At 47.0% G+C, this 19580-nt stretch carries 10 protein-coding genes; 3 read left to right on the top strand and 7 right to left on the bottom strand.

Going from position 1 to position 19580, the window contains the following annotated elements; translation table 11 throughout:
- Positions 1-57 precede the first annotated feature (57 nt).
- The 3 genes from clpB to MKX60_RS02525 all read right to left on the bottom strand — a co-directional run bounded on the left by clpB (position 58) and on the right by MKX60_RS02525 (position 5022).
- Positions 58-2688, bottom strand: a complete 2631-nt coding sequence (clpB, locus tag MKX60_RS02515) for an ATP-dependent chaperone ClpB (protein WP_341059018.1) — start codon at positions 2686-2688, stop codon at positions 58-60.
- A gap of 683 nt (positions 2689-3371) precedes the next feature.
- Positions 3372-4379, bottom strand: coding sequence for a J domain-containing protein (locus MKX60_RS02520; RefSeq protein WP_341059019.1), 1008 nt, complete (start codon positions 4377-4379; stop codon positions 3372-3374).
- A 175-nt stretch (positions 4380-4554) separates the two neighbouring features.
- A complete protein-coding gene (locus MKX60_RS02525; protein WP_076299931.1) occupies positions 4555-5022 on the bottom strand; it encodes an Hsp20/alpha crystallin family protein in 468 nt (155 codons plus the stop codon).
- Positions 5023-5364: 342 nt separating this feature from the next.
- Here MKX60_RS02525 and MKX60_RS02530 point away from each other — a divergent pair, with 342 nt between their 5' ends.
- Together MKX60_RS02530 and MKX60_RS02535 are read left to right on the top strand one after the other, a co-directional pair.
- Entirely contained in the window at positions 5365-7008 is a 1644-nt protein-coding gene (locus MKX60_RS02530) for an SWIM zinc finger family protein (RefSeq protein ID WP_341059020.1), read from the top strand.
- Positions 7005-10025 carry a DEAD/DEAH box helicase gene (locus tag MKX60_RS02535; RefSeq protein ID WP_076299933.1) on the top strand — a complete coding sequence of 1007 codons (3021 nt, stop codon included), beginning with the start codon at positions 7005-7007 and terminating at the stop codon, positions 10023-10025. Before MKX60_RS02530 ends, MKX60_RS02535 begins: the two co-directional genes overlap by 4 nt.
- Positions 10026-10127: 102 nt before the next feature.
- Here MKX60_RS02535 and MKX60_RS02540 read toward each other — a convergent pair whose 3' ends face one another.
- Positions 10128-10931: a hypothetical protein gene (locus MKX60_RS02540; protein WP_143759505.1), complete on the bottom strand. Its 804-nt coding sequence runs from the start codon at positions 10929-10931 to the stop codon at positions 10128-10130.
- A 491-nt stretch (positions 10932-11422) separates the two neighbouring features.
- Between MKX60_RS02540 and hflX the strand changes: the two genes are divergently transcribed.
- Complete coding sequence (gene hflX / locus MKX60_RS02545; protein WP_341059021.1) at positions 11423-12685, top strand: GTPase HflX; 1263 nt, start codon at positions 11423-11425, stop codon at positions 12683-12685.
- Positions 12686-12797: 112 nt separating this feature from the next.
- Here hflX and MKX60_RS02550 read toward each other — a convergent pair whose 3' ends face one another.
- The 3 genes from MKX60_RS02550 to MKX60_RS02560 form a co-directional block, all read right to left on the bottom strand.
- Positions 12798-16643: an S-layer homology domain-containing protein gene (locus tag MKX60_RS02550; protein WP_341059022.1), complete on the bottom strand. Its 3846-nt coding sequence runs from the start codon at positions 16641-16643 to the stop codon at positions 12798-12800.
- A 299-nt stretch (positions 16644-16942) separates the two neighbouring features.
- Positions 16943-17671 (bottom strand): hypothetical protein, encoded by a 729-nt coding sequence (locus tag MKX60_RS02555; protein ID WP_042184153.1) that lies wholly within the window; start codon positions 17669-17671, stop codon positions 16943-16945.
- A 78-nt stretch (positions 17672-17749) separates the two neighbouring features.
- Positions 17750-19009 carry a PucR family transcriptional regulator gene (locus MKX60_RS02560; RefSeq protein ID WP_081382945.1) on the bottom strand — a complete coding sequence of 420 codons (1260 nt, stop codon included), beginning with the start codon at positions 19007-19009 and terminating at the stop codon, positions 17750-17752.
- Between the last annotated feature and the right edge of the window lie 571 nt (positions 19010-19580).

Below are 19580 nucleotides of genomic sequence, written 5' to 3' on the forward strand. Positions count from 1 at the left end.
GTAATCATAAAAAGGACGTCCACAAAACCTTGGTGGCTTTGTGGACGCCTTTTATTTTTACATAGTATCAACATCTGGCTTTATAATGCTCACCGTCAGGCCGCCGCCGGATTCGTCTACTTGAATCACCGTACCTTCTGCGGCTTCACCAGCAATGATCGCACGTGCCACACGGGTCTCCAGACTTCGCTGGATGAAGCGTTTCAGCGGTCTCGCCCCATACACTGGATCAAAACCTTCCTTAGCGATAAAACGTACCGCGGGTTCAGTTAACTCAAGACCAATCTCCCGGTCAGCAAGACGTAAACGTAATCCGTCCACCAGTTTGTCCACGATTTTCTCAATCTCGCCCAGGGTCAACGGCTTGAACATCACAATATCGTCAACCCGGTTCAGGAACTCTGGACGGAAATGACCAGTTAGTTCCTTCATTACGCTATCCTTGGCAGCCTCCGTAAGCTGACCCTTCTCATCGGTGCCTTGAATCAGATGTGGTGAACCGATATTTGAGGTCATAATAATGATCGTGTTCTTGAAGTCGACCATCCGGCCCTGCGAATCGGTCAGCCGTCCATCATCAAGCAACTGCAGTAGAATATTAAATACATCGGGATGGGCCTTCTCCACTTCATCGAGCAGCACTACTGTATAAGGCTGACGCCGTACAGCTTCTGTAAGTTGGCCGCCCTCCTCATATCCAACGTATCCCGGAGGTGCACCGACTAGGCGAGAAACACTGTGCTTCTCCATATACTCCGACATATCGATACGGATCATGCCATCTTCGCGATCAAAGAGAGAAACCGCGAGTGATTTAGCCAACTCTGTCTTCCCTACCCCAGTCGGACCGAGGAACAGGAAGGAACCGATCGGCCGATTTGGATCTTTGATCCCGGCTCTTGCCCGAAGCACGGCATCGGCCACCAAGCTGACAGCTTCATCTTGGCCCACAACTCGTTCATGCAGCGTTTCTTCCAGACGCAGCAGCTTATCCCGTTCGCCTTCAACCAGTCGGCTAACCGGCACACCCGTCCAGCGCGATACAATATCTGCGATCTCCTCCTCGGTTACAGCTTCACGCAATAATCTTGTATCCTGATCCTGCTGTGCCGCTTCTTCCGCTGCTTTCAATTGCCGCTCCAGATCAGGAATGATGCCGTAGCTCAATTCGGCTGATTTATTAAGATCGTATTCCTCCTGTGCATCGACCAAATCCTTGCGGGCTTGCTCCAGCCGTTTTTTGAGGTCGCGGATGCCTTGAATCGCTGACTTTTCCTTCTCCCAACGTGCGGTCATCCCAAGCTGCTTCTCCTTGAGATCGGCGAGTTCACGTTGTAAGATTTCCAAACGGCGTTTGCTGGCGTCATCGGTTTCTTTTTTAAGCGCTGCTTCCTCAATCTCCATCTGCATCAGACGGCGGGTCACTTCATCCATTTCACCCGGCATGGAATCAATCTCCGTACGGATCATGGCACAGGCTTCATCCACTAAGTCGATCGCTTTATCCGGCAAGAAACGATCCGTAATGTAGCGGTTAGACAGAACGCCTGCAGCGACGAGGGCGCTGTCATGGATTTTGACTCCATGATGGACTTCGAACCGTTCCTTCAGACCGCGTAGAATGGAGATCGTATCCTCTACATCTGGCTCGCTGACCAGTACCTGTTGGAAACGGCGCTCCAGCGCAGGGTCCTTCTCTATATACTTGCGGTATTCATCGAGCGTTGTGGCACCGATACAGTGCAGTTCGCCGCGAGCCAGCATCGGCTTCAGCATATTGCCCGCATCCATCGAGCCTTCGGTTTTACCTGCCCCTACAATCGTGTGCAGCTCATCAATAAAAAGAATAATACGGCCGTTACTTTCACGAACTTCCCTCAGTACCGCCTGCAGGCGTTCCTCGAATTCACCACGGAATTTCGCGCCTGCTACAAGGGAACTCATATCCAGGGAGAAAATCGTCTTGTCCTTCAACCCCTCCGGTACGTCTTTGCGTACAATCCGGTGAGCCAAGCCTTCCACAATCGCTGTTTTACCTACACCTGGCTCACCGATCAGTACAGGGTTATTCTTCGTTTTACGGGACAGAATTCGGATCACACGACGTATCTCAGCGTCACGTCCGATGACTGGATCGATCTTACCCGCGCGAACCTCTGCTACAAGATCACGTCCGTATTTCTCCAGCACCTCATAAGTAGCCTCCGGCTCCCGACTCGTTACACGCTGATGCCCACGAATCTCAGCAAGTATAGACATCAGCTTCTCGCGTGTTAATCCACGACTGACAAAAAGATCACGCAGCTCACGATTATCCCTGCTCGAATCCGACACCATGGCCAGCACGGCATGCTCCACCGAAACAAACTCGTCTTGCATCTTCGCCGCTTCTTTCTCCGCCTGTTCCAGCAGATGAATCAGCGATTGCGAGGCATAACGCCGTACTGTGCTTGCTCCTGATCCGCTTATGCTCGGCTTACGCTGAAGCAGTTCATCCGTGCTGCGCAGCAGCTCAGCTACGGGGACGTTCATCTTTTGCAGCAATCTTGGCAGCAAGCCTTCTTGCTGCTGGAGTAACGCTTTTAACAGATGGAGATTATCGATCTCCTGATGTCCGCTTTCTGAAGCCAGCGACTGCGCCGCAGCCACTGCTTCCTGCAGCTTTTGAGTAAGTTTATTGAAATCCATAGCTCTCTCACCTTTCTATTTAAGACTGATATATAGGATCGGTCGTTTTGGCCGGGATAGATTAATTTAGCGGGATTAATACCGCTGAATTGAGGCGGATGAGCCACATTTGGCGATATCTGCGGGATTAATACCGTACATTTCGGGTGATCAGCCACATTTGGCGTTATCTGCGGGATTAATACCGTACATTTGGACGGATGAGCCGCATTTGGCGCTATCTGCGGGATTAATACCGCACATTTGGACGGATGGACCGCATTTGCTGATATCTGCGGGATTAATACCGTACATTTGGACGGATGGGCCGCATTTGGCGCTATCTGCGGGATTAATACCGTACATTTCGGGTGATCAGCCGAATTCGGCTCATTCTGGGGGATTTTTACCCCTCTTTTCGCTCATCGAGCCGAAATCCACGCATTCTGGGGCATTTTCACCCCTCTTTTCACTCATCGAGCCCAATACGACTCATTCTGGGGTACTTTTACCCCTCTTTTCGCTCATCGAGCCGAAATCGGCACCTTTAGAACACTTTTACCCTTCCTTTTCCCGACACTTCTCACAGGTCTCTACTATTAGTTAGTTTCTAATTAAGTTACTTTTCTACTACTAGCACTCTATTCACCATATTCACCAGCCAAAATCGATCACGAACATACAAAGTTACCTCTACCTACCTATTAATTACCCACTTTTGCCTTCGGGCGCTGCGCACTAGCGCTTTGACGTTTAGCTCTAGCCTCGAAATGGCTGGATTCAGCCAGTTTACGGTACAAATTCTTCTCCGCTTCGCTGGTTGGCTCAGGGACAACAATCTCAATACCAAATAAAATATCACCGTTCGCACCATTCTCACGCTTCAAACCTTTGCCTGGGATACGCAGCGTTTTACCACTTTGAATTCCTGCAGGAATCTTCAATTTCACGGCACCGCCACCCGGTAATGGAACCTTCACCTCACCACCCAATACCGCTTGCCATGGAGCAACTTCAACTACACCGTATAAATCGCCAGCTCGAAGCTCGTATATATCATGAGGAAGAATATGAAGTGCCAGCAGTATATCGCCACCTGGAGCTATGCCACTCTGAGTGGTTCCTGCGATTTTTAAAATCGTGCCTTCACTAGATCCCGGCGGAACTTGAACGTCCACAGTTTTATCACCGATCTGCACTCTTACAGTTGCTCCCTTATAGGCCTGCTCCAACGTAATATCCAGCTGCGCCTGCGTCGAACTACGCGCCTCACCCCATGGTTTGCCGTTCGAACGCCCACTACCACTACTAGAAAAGAAATCAAAGCCAGCGCGATCCGCCGATCCCCGATTCCCAAAAAACATTCCGAACAAATCTTCCTCCGAAATGCCAGAACCTCCTGCAGAATAAGTTCCGCCGCTCCAGCTTCCACCATAGTTTGAATCCCACGAAGAGGCTCCGCTCGACGCACCTCCACCAGCTCTACCACGCTGAGCCCCATAAAGCAGCTCCTCATCGTAAAGCTTGCGTTTCTCCTCATTGCCCAGCACTTCATAGGCTTCAGCCGCTTCTTTGAATTTCGCCTCTGCCTCAGAGGCTTTGTTCACATCGGGATGCCACTTCTTGGCCAGCTTTTGATAAGCCTTTTTAATTTCCTGTTTAGTTGCTGTTTTGCTCACGCCCAAAGCATCATAATAGCTTTTGTTAGCCACTCGGATTCCTCCTTTCAACGCTTTATTAAATACAACTCATCGTACGATTCCGAGAAAAGACGCACCATAGCCGGAATCCTCCACTACAATGCGCCTTTTATTCATAACACTATATTAAAAGCTCGCTGCCTATCTCTAAGATGCTGCGCGGAAACTATTACCGCCTAAATTATGCTTATTCAGACTGCGATGCGCTAGAATCTCCGTCTTGAATCTCAATGCGTTTCCCTTGTGGTTTTTGCTGTTTTGGAACTTCCAGCTTCAGCAATCCGTCTTTCAAAGACGCGCGAATCTCTTCCACTGCAATATCCTGAACATAGAATCTGCGAACATATTCACCATATCGACGTTCTCTACGTACAATTTGATGATCCTTGTTCTCCTCCGCATTCTCTTCTTTACGCACCGCTTTAATCGTCAAGTAAGGGCTGGCATAATCAATGTCGATTTCTTCTTTTTTAAAGCCAGGAAGTTCAGCTTCAATCAGGTAAGCCTGCTCACTCTCGCGAATATCCGTTCTGAAGGACATCGTGGAGCTCTTGATCGGTGCAAAAAAATCATCATTAAAAACATCATTTAAAGACTTAGCCAGCATACCAAAAGCATCATCTCTACGTTTACCAAAAGGAACCAAATCAAACATTATCCATTCTCCTCTCATTGACTTTGACTTTATTTGACCTATGACCTTATTATAGTCCCCTATCAGAGGAATAACAAAACCGATTTAAGCCAATTTTCGGTCAAATTCAGGCAAATTAGCTGATTTAATGCTACAAATTTTAATGTTTTTAATGTTTTGACCTTTTTTGACCTTTGTTTGATCTATACTTCAAAATTCAGCACGATTAGTATATGTTTAGGCCCCACGTTCCATACAAGCCAGCAATTTCGCTTTCATTACAACGCCAAAACATCCTACTCAAAAAGAAATGATATAATGAAGGTCAAATAACGACCATTTTTCTTACGGGAGACCAATTGTATGCAACCAACCTATACTATGGATGATACGCAGTGGAGTAAGCTCATCCAGAATGTCGCCTATTATTTCGATGACCTCACCCTCAAACGAGGGTTCCAATATTATAAGCAAAGCCGTATTCGTTCGTTCACTATGACGGAGCCATCTAAGATCAATGCCCTTGTTGAAGGTAGAGAGGATTACCGCGTTACTATTGATCTGGACAGCTTCACTCGGTGCCATTGCAACTGCCCTGTTTCAGGTCATTGCAAGCATATGGCCGCTGTGCTGCTCAGTTTTGCTGAACAACAGAATAGGTCTGTACAAGTTCTAGCTAACGCCAAAGCCGCATCTTTTCTCCCAAAAACATCAAGTAGTTCACCTGTCGGAACCGATAGAAAGCACCAGCAACAGCTAAAAGAACATGCCAGCCGGATCGCTGACGGAGGCATCACGGAGTGGCGCGAGTATTTTGCATTCTGCATCACGCCTCTGGCACATACCACTCGGAATCCTGAATATGTGGATCGGGCATTATCTTCCATTACTAAATTTAAGCCGAAGTTATCACCGGAAATGGACAAGCTATTTACCCTGCATGCCCATCTTTTTCTTCTAGAAAAGCTGGCTAAGCCTTCCGCCAATCTGCCCGGTCAGGTCGCCTTCACCTCATCACTCGGCTATTACACGCAAGTAGCGGTCTCTGAGCTACAGGAAGCAATCACACGTCTGTTAAAAAGCACACTCCCGCTGTCTCCCGAGCAAGAGCAGGAATACGATCTGTGGCCGCATATCGTCGAGACCCTCTCCTACTTGCGGCGTGAGATGTTGACGGAGTCGCGCGATCGCTTGAGGGATCAGCCCCCTTTTTCACTGTGCTATGACCTGCTGTGGAGAAACTGGATTTATCCGAATACAGGTGGAACTAAGCTTTATCTGGATGAAATCAAACAGCTTCAGCAGGCAGAAAGTGAATTAGGCGCTTCCCTGTCACGCCATGCGTGGCTATTAGCCCAGAGCCGCATGTATTTTTATCTGAAAGATGACCCAAAGGCTTGGGAATTACTGAATAAGGCTGCCGAGCGCCCAGGTCTCCATCCTGATGAGCTTATGAGCTTCACCTCCCCGCTTCTGGATGCAGGTGAATGGTCACGCTTGGTAGGTTGGCTTGTTCAGATCGGTCCACTGCTGAGCAGCAGACTCTACAATCTGAATAACTATTCGAACAGATGGGAAGAGGCCGTTCGCCACCTTCCTGAAGCTGAGCCGCAGATGTGGAATACATTAGCCACCATGTTACCTATCTCTGGAGAAGTATACGAAGAGAAGTTAATTACCTATGAAAAATGGCAGACATGGATGGATTATCAACTGTCCATCGGTAAGCTGCCTTCCGAATTTCGTGTTACAGACCTCCAGCCTATGGAGAAAAACGCACCCGAAGTTCTGCTCCCCTTCTACCATCAGGCCGTCGAAAGATTTGTGCTGGATAAGAATAGACATAGCTACAAGGCGGCTGTGAAACTATTGAAGCGATTATCCAAGTTGTATAAAAAAATGAAACAAGAAGAACGGTGGGAAGAGTTCCTCATTGCCTTCACCACAAAGCACAGCAGACTCCGTGCGCTGCAAGAGGAGCTTCGGAAAGGAAAGCTAATACCATGAACATGCATTTGCGCACGCTGACCATCCGGCTTGCATTAAGCCAGTATGGCGACGCTTTAATATACGGAATGAATGAAAGAGAAGATCTCTTGCCCGGTTTGCAGCTTAAACAGCGGTTATTCGCCTGGCATGAGGCGTCTTTTTATGGAACGGAGTTAACGGTTCAATCAGCTGGCGAAGGTGTAGAGCTAGTGATTCTACCTGCAGAGCAGGTCATCCCTTTCTTTACAGAGCAGAAGCTGCTGGCGCATATCGAATGGAACTGGGAGGGCGATGCGGCTCACCTGACTGAACTGGCGCCACTTCTGACTATATGTCTGGAGAACAAACAGTATATTCCAGATATCTCCGCTTATCGCGCCGGGAGGTTGCAATGGACCTGGGATGAGGGCGCTTTGGCGCAGGTGGCAGTGGAGAATGACACTGCCAAAGGGGCTCTTGAGGCGCTAAATGGCGGCAGCGAATTTAGCCGTGGGCTATGCGCGGCGTTCTCCGCCGCCGTATCGCAGAGGTATTACAGCACGGAGGCCGAGGCAGGCGACCTCCGGAGCGAATTCCCGCTTCTATTCGATAGAAGCGGGGCCCTTGCAGCGGGCATGGATACCGCTGCATGGCTTATCGCCATTGGCTGGAAGGCGGATACCGCGCCTTTCCGGCCTGCACTTCAGCTGCTGGAGCCGGAAGGGGATGAATCCCCTTGGCGGCTGCAGCTGATCCTTCAGGACAAGCGCGATGAATCCGCGCTTGTTCCCATCAGGCTCGCCGATGATGGCGAGCCGCACGGCTTGTGGCCAACAGCATGGTCGGCCCACGTGCACGAACGGGCCGCGGGATGGCTGGAGCGCCTCCGCGGCAGTCTGCCGCCCGAGCGCTTCGCGGCGGGCGGCGACGTGCTGGCCGAACCGCTCAGCGATGCCATCGCTTGGCGGTTCTTAACCGCCGAGAGCCAGCGGCTGCTGGAAGCAGGCTGGCAAGTGCTGCTGCCGGCGTGGTGGGAAGCCGCCAGCCGGAAAAAACCGCGCCTCCGCGCCAAGATCAGCTCCGGCGAGGACAAACGCAGCGGCGGCGAGTCGCTGTTCGGCCTCGATTCGATCATCGATTTCGATTGGCGAATCTCCATCGGCGACGTCGACCTCACCGAAGCTGAATTTGCCGAGCTGGTCGCAAGAGGGGAACGACTCGTCCGCTTCAAAGGCAAATGGGTCTCGCTCGATCCCGCGCTGCTGGCGCAAATCCAAAGAGCCATGGCTGGTATGGACAAGTCGCAAGGCTTGTCTTTCCAAGATGTGCTTCAGCTTCATTTGCTGCAAGCGAGTGAGGAAGCTGATGCTGAGGCTACAGAAGAGCAGCTTCAAGAGGATGCGGCGCGCCTGCGGCTCGAGGTAGAGCTAAACGAGCATTTGATCAGTCTCATTGGTCAGCTCGGCCAGCGCTCACAGTGGCCGAAGCCTCCAGTGCCCGCAGGACTCCAGGCAGAGCTACGCACCTATCAGCATGAAGGATATGCTTGGCTGACTTTCCTGCGTCAATTCGGCTTGGGGGCTTGTCTAGCCGACGATATGGGGCTTGGCAAGACCGTCCAACTCATCGCATATTTACTTCATATCAAAGAAAATACCGATCCTAGCTCATCCCGTCGCCAGACCGACCCTCCGGGTTGGCCTGCTCTGATCATCTGCCCTACCTCCGTGCTGGGCAACTGGCAGAAGGAATTGCAGCGCTTCGCGCCTTCTTTGAATGTGATGCTGCACTACGGAAGTCGCCGTTTGGACGCAGGATTCTTCTATGGCGCTGCGTCGCAAGCTGACGTGGTACTCACCTCTTATGCGACTGCAGCGCTTGATCAGGAGTTGCTGAAGGAATTCACTTGGGCGGCGATTTGCCTGGACGAAGCACAGAACATCAAGAATGCTCAAACGAAGCAGTCGGTAGCTGTGCGCAGCTTCCCGGCTTTACACCGGATTGCGCTGACAGGAACACCTATAGAGAACAGATTATCCGAGCTGTGGTCCATTTATGATTTTATAACCCCAGGTTATCTGGGTAGTGCCAAAGCCTTTAACGACCGATTCAGTAATGCCATTGAGAAGGAACGTGACGAGAAACGTACAGCGGACCTACAGAATCTCGTGAAGCCGTTCATGCTACGCCGTAAGAAAAAGGATCCTAACATTCAGCTCGATCTTCCAGATAAAAACGAGATGAAGACCTATGTCCATCTGACAGCTGAACAAGCTGCGCTCTATGACCAGACCGTAAACGGACTGCTCGACCGTATGCAGAAGTTGGAAGGTATTGAGCGTAAGGGCGCCATTCTTGGGGCTTTGACCGGACTTAAGCAGCTATGTGATCACCCGATGCTTGTGACTAAGGAGGCCCTCCCTGAAACGGATTCGGACAACAAACTGGATACCAGTCTACTCATTAACCGTTCCTCTAAACTTGAAAGACTGCTGGATATGGTTAAGGAACTGCGTGCAGAGGATGAGCGCTGTCTCATCTTTACGCAATATGTCGGGATGGGAAAAATGCTTCAGGCTGTTCTACAGCAGGAGCTGGGAGAGCCTGTCCTTTATTTGAACGGAAGCACCTCCAAACAGGCGCGTGACCGAATGATTGAGCGATTCCAGACGCCTGCACCTTCCGCGGACGAAGGGTCCAGACGTCCAGATGCACCACCGTCTGATCAGCCGAATGTATTCATCCTTTCTCTCAAAGCCGGAGGTGTCGGTCTGAACTTAACCGCAGCCAATCACGTATTCCACTTCGATCGCTGGTGGAATCCGGCCGTTGAGAATCAGGCGACAGACCGAGCCTATCGGATGGGCCAGACGCGTGATGTACAGGTGCATAAGTTCATCGCTCTTGGGACGCTCGAAGAAAAGATTGATGAGATGCTGGAGAGTAAGCAGCAGCTAAGCGATAATGTCATCTCCAGCTCCGAAGGCTGGATTACCGAGCTGTCTACTGAGGCTTTGAAAGACCTCTTTACATTACGGCGAGGCTTAACAGACTAATCTTAACGCTTGCAACAACCATCAAAAGGAACATTCGCATCTACGCGGATGTTCCTTTTTTCAATCACTAGAATTTATCTTCAGTACTGGATTAAAGAACGCTCACCATTGCTCGGACATCTTAAAGGTGACTGCGAGATCATCATCACCTGAAAGTGAGTTAACCACCAGAGTAACCGGCTCATTCTGAAGCTCGTAAGAGAGTCGCTCGTTAAGCAAATTAACAGCCAAATTCGCATAAGCACCGGAGATTCCCGATCCTGTACCTTGCATAATCACCTTTCCACCCGTGACCGTAGTGCAGGTGTAATTCACCAGCAGTGCCGTGTCCGTGACAGGAATATCCGTAGTTGGCGTTGGGAAATTTTCGAATGTCCCATCCAGAGTGCCACCTGCGACGACCATATATCGCACAGGTCTTTTGGATAGAATATCTAAAGCCGCCGGTCTAATCTCAGCCGCAAGTCCTTGTGGAATAGTAAAGGCAGAACTCCTCATAAAGCTGATTGCCGCGAAGTCAGTCGATGTAACGGATACGTTATCACGAATTTCCGAGGTTATACGGCTTACTTGAAACACTTCCAGATTAACAGCCGTCCAGACACCGTTCACATCCACAAGAAAAACCTGAATCTTCAATTGGTCCTGTGAATACACAAAATTAAATTGGAATAAATCCTCTACAATAGTGTAGGTCTTGCTTGACGTTTCCCGATATTGCAGCTCAAATAATTCTTCAATAAAGACTGTCTGAGGACTTGCACTATTGGCTAAACCCGTTAAATAACAAGCCGCGCCAGCTGATCCATTGTTAACCACTTTGATCACAACTTGATCTATTGGACGAGTACCGTCGACAGGTAAATTAATGATGGTGTTTGTAGAGAGGACAGGCAATGTCTTCACACCTCCTATTCATATCAAATTATATATATATGGTATGCAATCATTTTTAGAATTCTTGGATTGATATTAAAATAGAGATGTGCTTCACCGAGTATAAAATACAGATTTGCCACCAAATAAAGGATGTGGTAAACTCGACTTAACTTTTTATGAACGGAGGGTTACGTGTGATAGACTTTATCCGAGTTAGAACTTTGCGCGGCTAATTGAATAGCGCTAAAGCTCTGCCCATGTGCAGAGGACTCAGGATAGGTCTACCCATTTAACTCCATAGAAGCCAATAAACCAACTGCTGCTCGTAAGGGATTAGGTTATCATTTCCCTACGCCCCAGCCGTTGTTTAATTCGATATATCTATGGAAGACCCTAATGTCGTAACGGAGATTTCTCCTTACACATTTGTTCTGACGTCCTCTAACGAACCGTAAGCACAGGCAGATGTCCTGTGTTTTTTTGCGTTTACTATTTACTATTGGAGGATGAATAAATATATGGAACAACTACGAGAAAAAGCTATTATAGTCGGTGTTCAGCTACAAAACGAAACAAACTTCGATTATTCGATGGAAGAACTCACTAATCTGGCAGCTGCCTGTGACCTAGAAGTTGTCGGAGAACTTAGTCAGAAGGCAAGCCGGATCAACCCTTCCCACTATATCGGCACAGGCAAAATCCAAGAATTATCTGCGCTCTTAGAAGCGCATGATGCTCCTATTGTTATTTTTAATGATGAGCTGTCTCCTTCACAGATTCGCAATTTGGAGTCTTCTCTAGGCCGTCAGGTCATTGATCGAACGATTCTGATCTTGAATATTTTCGCAGAAAGAGCGAAGACCAAAGAAGCACAGCTGCAAGTAGAAGTAGCCAAGCTGCAGTATATGCTGCCCCGCCTGACAGGTCTCCGAGAATCCCTCGGAAGACAAGGCGGTGGTGCTGGGCTGAAGAACAGAGGCGCTGGTGAAACGAAGCTGGAGCTGGATCGCAGAAGAATAGAAGAACGTATTTCAGCGTTACAAGTTGAGCTTCAACAGCAAGTAGCAAGGCGCCAAATTCAGCGGAAGCAGCGGCATAAGAATGAGGTTCCAGTCGTCTGTCTCGTCGGCTATACGAATACCGGCAAGTCCAGCTTAATGAATGTGATCGTGGAGACGTATCATCCCGGCTCTAATAAGCAAGTGTTCGCCAAGGATATGTTATTCGCTACGCTGGAGACATCCGTTCGGAGCATTGAGCTACCGGATCACAAAACCTTTTTATTAACAGATACCGTTGGATTCGTCAGCCAGCTTCCCCATCATCTGGTCAAAGCCTTCCGCTCCACGCTCGAAGAGGTGACCGAAGCTGACTTATTGATTCACGTAGTCGATATTTCCGATCCGCAGCATGAGCAGCATATGGCCGTCACTGATGAGACTTTGAAAGCGCTCGGCGCGGACCAAATTCCAACGGTTTATGCCTACAACAAGGCTGACCTAACTGACTTGCCTTACCCTCACCTTGAGGGTGACAATGTCTATCTCTCTGCCAAACAAAATAGCGGGATAGCTGAACTTACAGATCTGATTCGCAGTGTGTTTACGGATTATGTACAGTGTGAAATTCTGATTCCATTTGATCGCGGCAATGTGGTCTCCTATTTCAACGAGCATGCCCATGTTCAATCCACTAGCTATGAAGAAACAGGCACACGGCTTGCGCTAGAATGTAGAAAATCTGATTTCGAGAAATTCCGCAACGACTTTGTTGAGCTTTAGGCTATTAGACACAGCAAAGGGGCTGTCCCATAAGTCATAAATGACTCAGGGATAGCCCCTTCTTTTTCTTATTGGTGGAGCTGAATCCGGTTAACTACCCGAAACATTTCACTTAGTGTGCAAGTAATTTATCCAACAAACGAATGATCATCGCAACCGACTCCGCACGGGATGCAGCATCATTTGGTTTGAACAATTCGTTGCCTTTACCAGTTACTATGCCAGCAGTTGCAAAAGCATTGATTTGTTCTGACGCCCAGTTCGTAGCTACATCCAAAAATAGATTGGATGCGTTAGGAACATAGTTTGTCAGACGAGCAAGCATTGCAACGATCTCAGCGCGGGAAATTTCTTGATTCGGATGGAAAGAACCATCACTGTAACCCGTAATTACCCCTTTAGCTTGTAATGCTGCAATCGATTCTGAAGCCCAATGCCCTTGCGTGTCAGAGAAAGATGAACCGCTTGAATTCGGTAGACCAAAAGCTTTTGCTAACATTGTGGCGAACTCGGCGCGAGTTACCTTTTGATTCGGATGGTAAGAACCATCACTATAACCCGTTACAATCCCCATCTTAGCTGCACGCTCCACTACAGAGGCACTCCACGAAGATGCCGGAACATCCGTAAAGTTTATAGCGGGAGCAGACTTCTCTTTTTCCACGATAGCTTTAACTGCATCTACATTTACCTTGTCGTTGAATACCGGCTTCGACGCTGTTGGCTTCGATGTCGATGTTGGCGGTGTTGGCATCGCTGTTGGCTTCGGTGTTGATGTTGGTGGTGTTAGCGTTGCTGTTGGCTTCGATGTCGATGTTGGCGGTGTTGGCATCGCTGTTGGCTTCGATGTCGATATTGGCGGTGTTGGCATCGCTGTTGGCTTCGGTGTTGATGTTGGTGGTGTTAGCGTTGCTGTTGGCTTTTGTGTAGATGTTGGTGGCGTTGATGTTGAATTCGGTGTTGGCGTTGGTGTTGGTGTTGGTGTTGGTGTTGGTGTCTCAGTTCCCGTTGTTTTCTTAACAGAAAACTCATCGATTAATGCACCCGCACTTGTACGTGCCTCCACATGAATCGCATCCTCAGTAATTTTAATAGCGGAGTATACAGGAACGTCTTCATCAAAAATATAATTCAAATAATTATATTGGGTGCCATCATAGAATTTCCAGCCTGAAGCACCACCATCAAGGTATACAGTACCCTCATTGGTAGCTTTATTTGGCTTTCCATCCATCATTGGATAGGTGCGCGCATATACATGATCATGACCAACCAGAACCAAATCGACTTTTTTCTTTTCTAATATGGGGGCAAAATAGGTTTGGGTGTACTCAACAAGGGATTCTCGGCCATTCTCTGTATGATAAGCTGGACGGTGGAACATAACGACAGTCCATTTTTTATCATTCTGATCCAAATCGTCCTTTAACCATGCTGCTTGATCAACCATCTGTTCCTCTGTGCCTTCTGAGTTCAATACGACAAAATGAGTATCATCGACTTCATAAGAGTAAGCATATTGCAGTTGGGATTCTGGTCCGTTTTCCGGGAAATTCGCACCTTTGGTGAACACATCCTTCCCTTCACTCTTCACATCATGGTTGCCCAGTGTTAGTGCAGTCGGGAGTTTTGTTGCATAAACAGAAGATGCTAGCCAGAACTTTTGCCATTCTTCGAATGCGCCGCCCACATCAACCATATCTCCACCATGCATAATAAACTGTGTTGATGGATATTGTGTCAAAGCGTTAGTCATTAGCTCTTGATAGATTTGTAATCCTGGTAGTTGATTCGTATGGGAATCCGTAATAAACAAGAATGAGGTCGGTGTTGATTTATCCTGATCGACAGTAGAATATTCATGCCACTCCGACCATTGGTCTTCATAGCCTACACGATATTTGTAAGTGGTATCTGCTTTCAAGCCCTTAACCAGGACATTATGAAACCGGATTTCACCCTTCGTTCCATTTTCCTTCATACTAAGCACCTGCAGCTCACTCTCAGCTTGCTGCTGCTTTACTTTATTGTTGTCTGGGCTTGCACCTGCTCCCCATTCACCAGTTTCGATGTATTGAATATACGTAGAGGTTTGATCTGGTTTTGTTTGCCAGGCAGCACTCAGTTGTGAAGACATATCCTCTGCGACATAGGTTTGAATATATTGCGGTTCATTCATACCATACTGCTCTACAACTTCATAATTGACAACCTTACTGTTCTGATCACCGATGACTGCTTGTACCTGATAGGTTCCAAGTGCCAATGTAGTGAGGTCTGTTATTAACTGTCCTTTAGCATCTGTTTTACCAAGGCTGCCGCTCAATAACTGACTACTAACATCAGCTTCAGAGATATAACCTGTTGTTTGTCCGTCTGCGAGAATAACCTCGTAAAATCCATTCTTAGCTGCTGTTGAAGCATAGTAACGTTCACCATCATTTGCAACCATGATTACATTAGAAGATGTATCATCATCCTCATATACACTAGACGTAACAGTGTTAACTGTAACGACTGAGCTTTGCTTTAATAATCCAGTGAAAACAATATCCGCACCTTCATACGGATTGCCTCCATGGTCTAACACTGTAAAGGTAGAAGGTGTACCCAAACCAACTCCCGTCATTTTTAGCTGATAAGGGAAACCGATTGTATAATGAATAGGCGCAGCTAATGGTGTACTCGTCTGAACGCCGCCAGCAGTAAGACTCGCATTACTCATTGTTATGGTTTTGTACGCTTCACCACGCTCTAAGACGGCATGAGAGCTCACTCTGAAGTTAACAGTAACGACATTTTGAGCTGCTGCTATTACGTTATCAAGTGCTACTTGAACCATGCCGTGCTCATTATCAATATCTGAGGTTAGGGAGACTCCAGCCGCCTGAGTAATGCTTTCAACTTGAAGGGTGCTTGCATCATAATTCAAGGTGAATTTTGCCTGCTCTGCTTTCAAGTAATCTTTGATATTAATATGAACAGGATAGATTTCATTACTTATGGCTTCTTCGTCTGCAGTCATGAACAAACGCTCTCCTGCATTTATTGTGAAGGTGAGTTTTTTGGCTGCCGGGTTACCATTCTTGTCCTTCACTTCAATCACAAGCTCATGATAACCGCCATCTACATATTCTCCTGGGTAAGTTAATAAATTTGTATCTGGAGAATAGTGCACTTCATCCGTGATATCCGTTCCATCTAACTGAACAGATAAGGTACCCAAATCCAGACCTGATCCGTTATCGGTCAGCTCAACCTTCAATTCATCAAGTGGAGTGTTTAAGACTTCATTTTCAACAGGGGCTTTAGGTTTAATGGCAGGAACGTCCTTATCCTCATCAACTTCATCATAGATAAAGGTAATATCATCTACCCAAATAGAGCCCTTGTTTTTCTTGCTCATATTCGATTGTTTCAATTGGAAAAACAATTCAAGAACAATCGGACCCGGTTTACCCTGCGGAATATCTGCCTCGATATATTTCCAGCCGGACCAGTTGATACCCACTTGATTTACATCATAAAATTCTGCCTGGAAAGAAGATCCGCCTATATCTCTAAATTTTGTCGTCAGCAAATGTCCTTCATTGTTTGCATAAACCCACATGCCTACTTTAGTAGGGTAACCTGTAACTGGGATATTTCCCGTTTTATACCCGACTTCAATTTGAGAGGGGTTATCTACTATGCCGATCATATCGTAATCAATTCTAGCCGAATATTGCCCATTTCTTACAAGCTTCTTGTTATCTTCCAAATGCAGCGTAGCATTATACATACGTTTAGGATTAAATTTCACATCATTGATTCCATCTTCAAAATCTTCGACCAGGATGGATGGCGTAGTATCATCTGCTGCGTAGACATAATTATTTTGACTAAAGCCTGTATTAAACCCTCCTCCTAGCAGCGTTATCGCTGATGCAATCACTATTGTCTTACGTAATGTATTCATGCGCTTATCCTTCCCCCCTGTTAGTAAAGTATTGATCAATGAGTACTATAACAGTTCAATGTAAAATTAAACCTTTGCTATTATTAAAGATTTAAATTGTATGCATGACGTAATATGCAAGAGTCACAAAGAGGTGCAATACAGCTGCTCAAGCTTTAATGACTACGAACTAGAACTATTGAATCCACACGAAAAAAAGACACCCTAGATGGTGTCTTTACTGAAACTACGTATGACGGACAAACGGATGGTGAAGTGATTTTTCAGGAAGATTACTCTTCTTGGTACCCTCTTAGCTGTTAAATCTTATAAATGTAGCTTCTAGTCCCTATTCTTGAAAACACAGTGCACTCAGAGCCTCTATTTTCCGCCATGGGTAAGACAGAACCTGTAGATAGTCGCTGTAAATAATTAAAATCAGGATGTATCGACTCATTCGTAAGAAAAGCTGAGGTATTGCTTCCGGGCGATCTTTCCTCATTAAGAGAGGCTATGATGACTTCTGCAGTGGTTATCCCAATGCCGTGCCCATAATACAGGTCTTCTTCAAGCTTAACAGCATTCTCACCCTGCCATTCTGGCTTGCTAGGCGCATGATCTGGATTCCTGAAATACACAATATCTCCCCGCAGCATCTGATCCTTATTATAGTTCGTAATTAAGCGCAGATTCTCGTCGTAGTTCCAATCCCATAAGAATAAATCAGTAAAATACCTATTAAAGGCTTCTTCACCTATAGCTTCAATTGTCGCCCTGTACATAACAATGACCATCGCTGTCGCACATTCGAAGGCATATAAATGTCCGTTCTGAAAAATGTCTTTAATCCCCACCGAAGGCGCCACACCAGCGTTTAGCTGTAGTCCTCCAATATCTGTACGCGTCCAAAACTGCGGGTTGCAGCGCGACTCATCAAATGTTGCAAAATCCGCTCCACTGTTATTTAAAGCTTCCGCCGATTCCACGATGCTGTCTCTCATTTTCCGTTCAAAGTCAAGGGCATCGGGTGAACGAACTTCCTTCACCATGCTTAGTCCCTCCAATATTATAGGTTCTAAATATAGGTTATTGTACGTGTTCGCTGCCCAGTTGGTGCTTAATTCATTTTATTCCCCTGACTCAACAAACCACTGATTGAGCTGCCTGGTCTCTTCCGTCAAAATATCCAAATATATAGAAGTGCGGTATCCCGTATCCTTTAAGCTTTTTCCCGTAATCTCTGCTATGCGATTTAATCTGTACAGCAATGTGTTGGTATGAATATGTAAAAAAGCGGCGGATTCCTTCAAGTTTCCACTGAGTGATAAATAAACGGCAATCGTTTTTAGAAAATCACTTTTATGCTCGCGATCATGCTCTTTTAGCGGATACAGTAGAGGACTTTTACGGGTCCGACTACGTTTTTGCTCTATAATAGCCGGAACATACGCCCAAAATCCAATATCCTCATACAATAGTAACTCTCGGCCATGAAAAGGCAGCAGCTTCTTGATTTCCAGAATGGACCCCGCTTCCCAGTACGCAATGGCTGCCGACATATATTCAGTGTAATCCAGGCTACAGCCTGCAGCCAGCATACAGCTCTCACTCTTACGCATATCCTCGATAATTTTGTGCATGAACGAATACAGACCACCCGTCCCTTCCATGCGAAAGCTGAATGAAAACAATATAATTAACCGATTGTGCTCAGCAGTCAGAAACAATAATTTCAGCCCCGGATAGGAGGTCATAGTTTGCCGAAACCGAAGTACGAAGTGGTCATTGATGACCTTGTCACTCTCAAACACGCTAATATAATATTTGTCCGGCAAAAGAATCGACCAAACTTCCGCATCCTGCTTGATATTCGCTTCATTGTCGTAATGGGAGGTGAGCAGCTTCCAGAAAAAATCCTCCTGCGTTTTCTCCTGCTTCGTCTTCCAACCCCGTTGCTTCAATATATAACGACCAACGATGGCCGCCGCTTTCTCTACAATATTCTCTGCGTGACCTTCAACTAGATTGCCTGCATCCACTACCCATATGTACCCGAGTATTTCCTTCTGATGTTTGATGCAAATAGCGAGTCGGGGGCCAAGACCTACCTCCATGACCGCAGGAATCCGAATCGGACGTGTAGCGCTCTCAAGCTGCTGCATAATCCCCTTCTTGCGTAAGCCAATAATGACAGCGTTAGGTACACGCTTTCCAATAATGGTCGAAATTCTCGCGGAATCACTCTCAAATTGATGGGAGCTGTATCCGATCACATGATGATTGCTGTCCTCAATCGTAACTTGGGATTGAAGAGATTCACTAATCGCATCCGCCAACGATTCCATACTATCGAAGAAACGATCAAACAATGGATCCTTTTCCGTCACTAGCCCCACCCCTGCCTGAAAAATAGCCGAACCTTGTACTCTAGAGTGATTTTATTATAGTATGCGTGCTCCTAGCTGACTATAAGATAATGGGATGGGGGCGAGCTGGCGGACCTTGAGATCGCCGGGTGGAGGAGTTACGAGGTTATAGAGTTGCGTGGGGGCGGAGTTGCTGAGTTACGGGTTACGTTGGTTACAGGGTTGCGGGTTTGCATGGGACGGAGTTGCCGGCTACGTTGATGCGGGTTACGGCGTGACGGAGTGGCGCGACAGTACATAAACCGCTAATTGATAGAGCCCCTTTAGAGTTTTTAGGGAATTCCTCCCTAAAATTCTGTATTTTAGGCTTGGTTTACTACTAATCAGGGAAAAACTCCCTAATATTCAACCGATCAGGTTATTATTGGGCATATTCTTCGTATTTTTAGGGAGAAATTCCCTAATTATAGCGTTTCAAGCTATTTTCGCGTAATTTTTAGGGAGGATTTCCCTAAAAATCATCTTCAACAAATCTCTCACCGTAAAAAAAAACCAAATACTAACTAAATTAAGCAGTAACTAGCCAAATCAA

It is taken from the genome of Paenibacillus sp. FSL R5-0914, from assembly GCF_038004525.1.
Taxonomy (GTDB): domain Bacteria; phylum Bacillota; class Bacilli; order Paenibacillales; family Paenibacillaceae; genus Paenibacillus_AQ.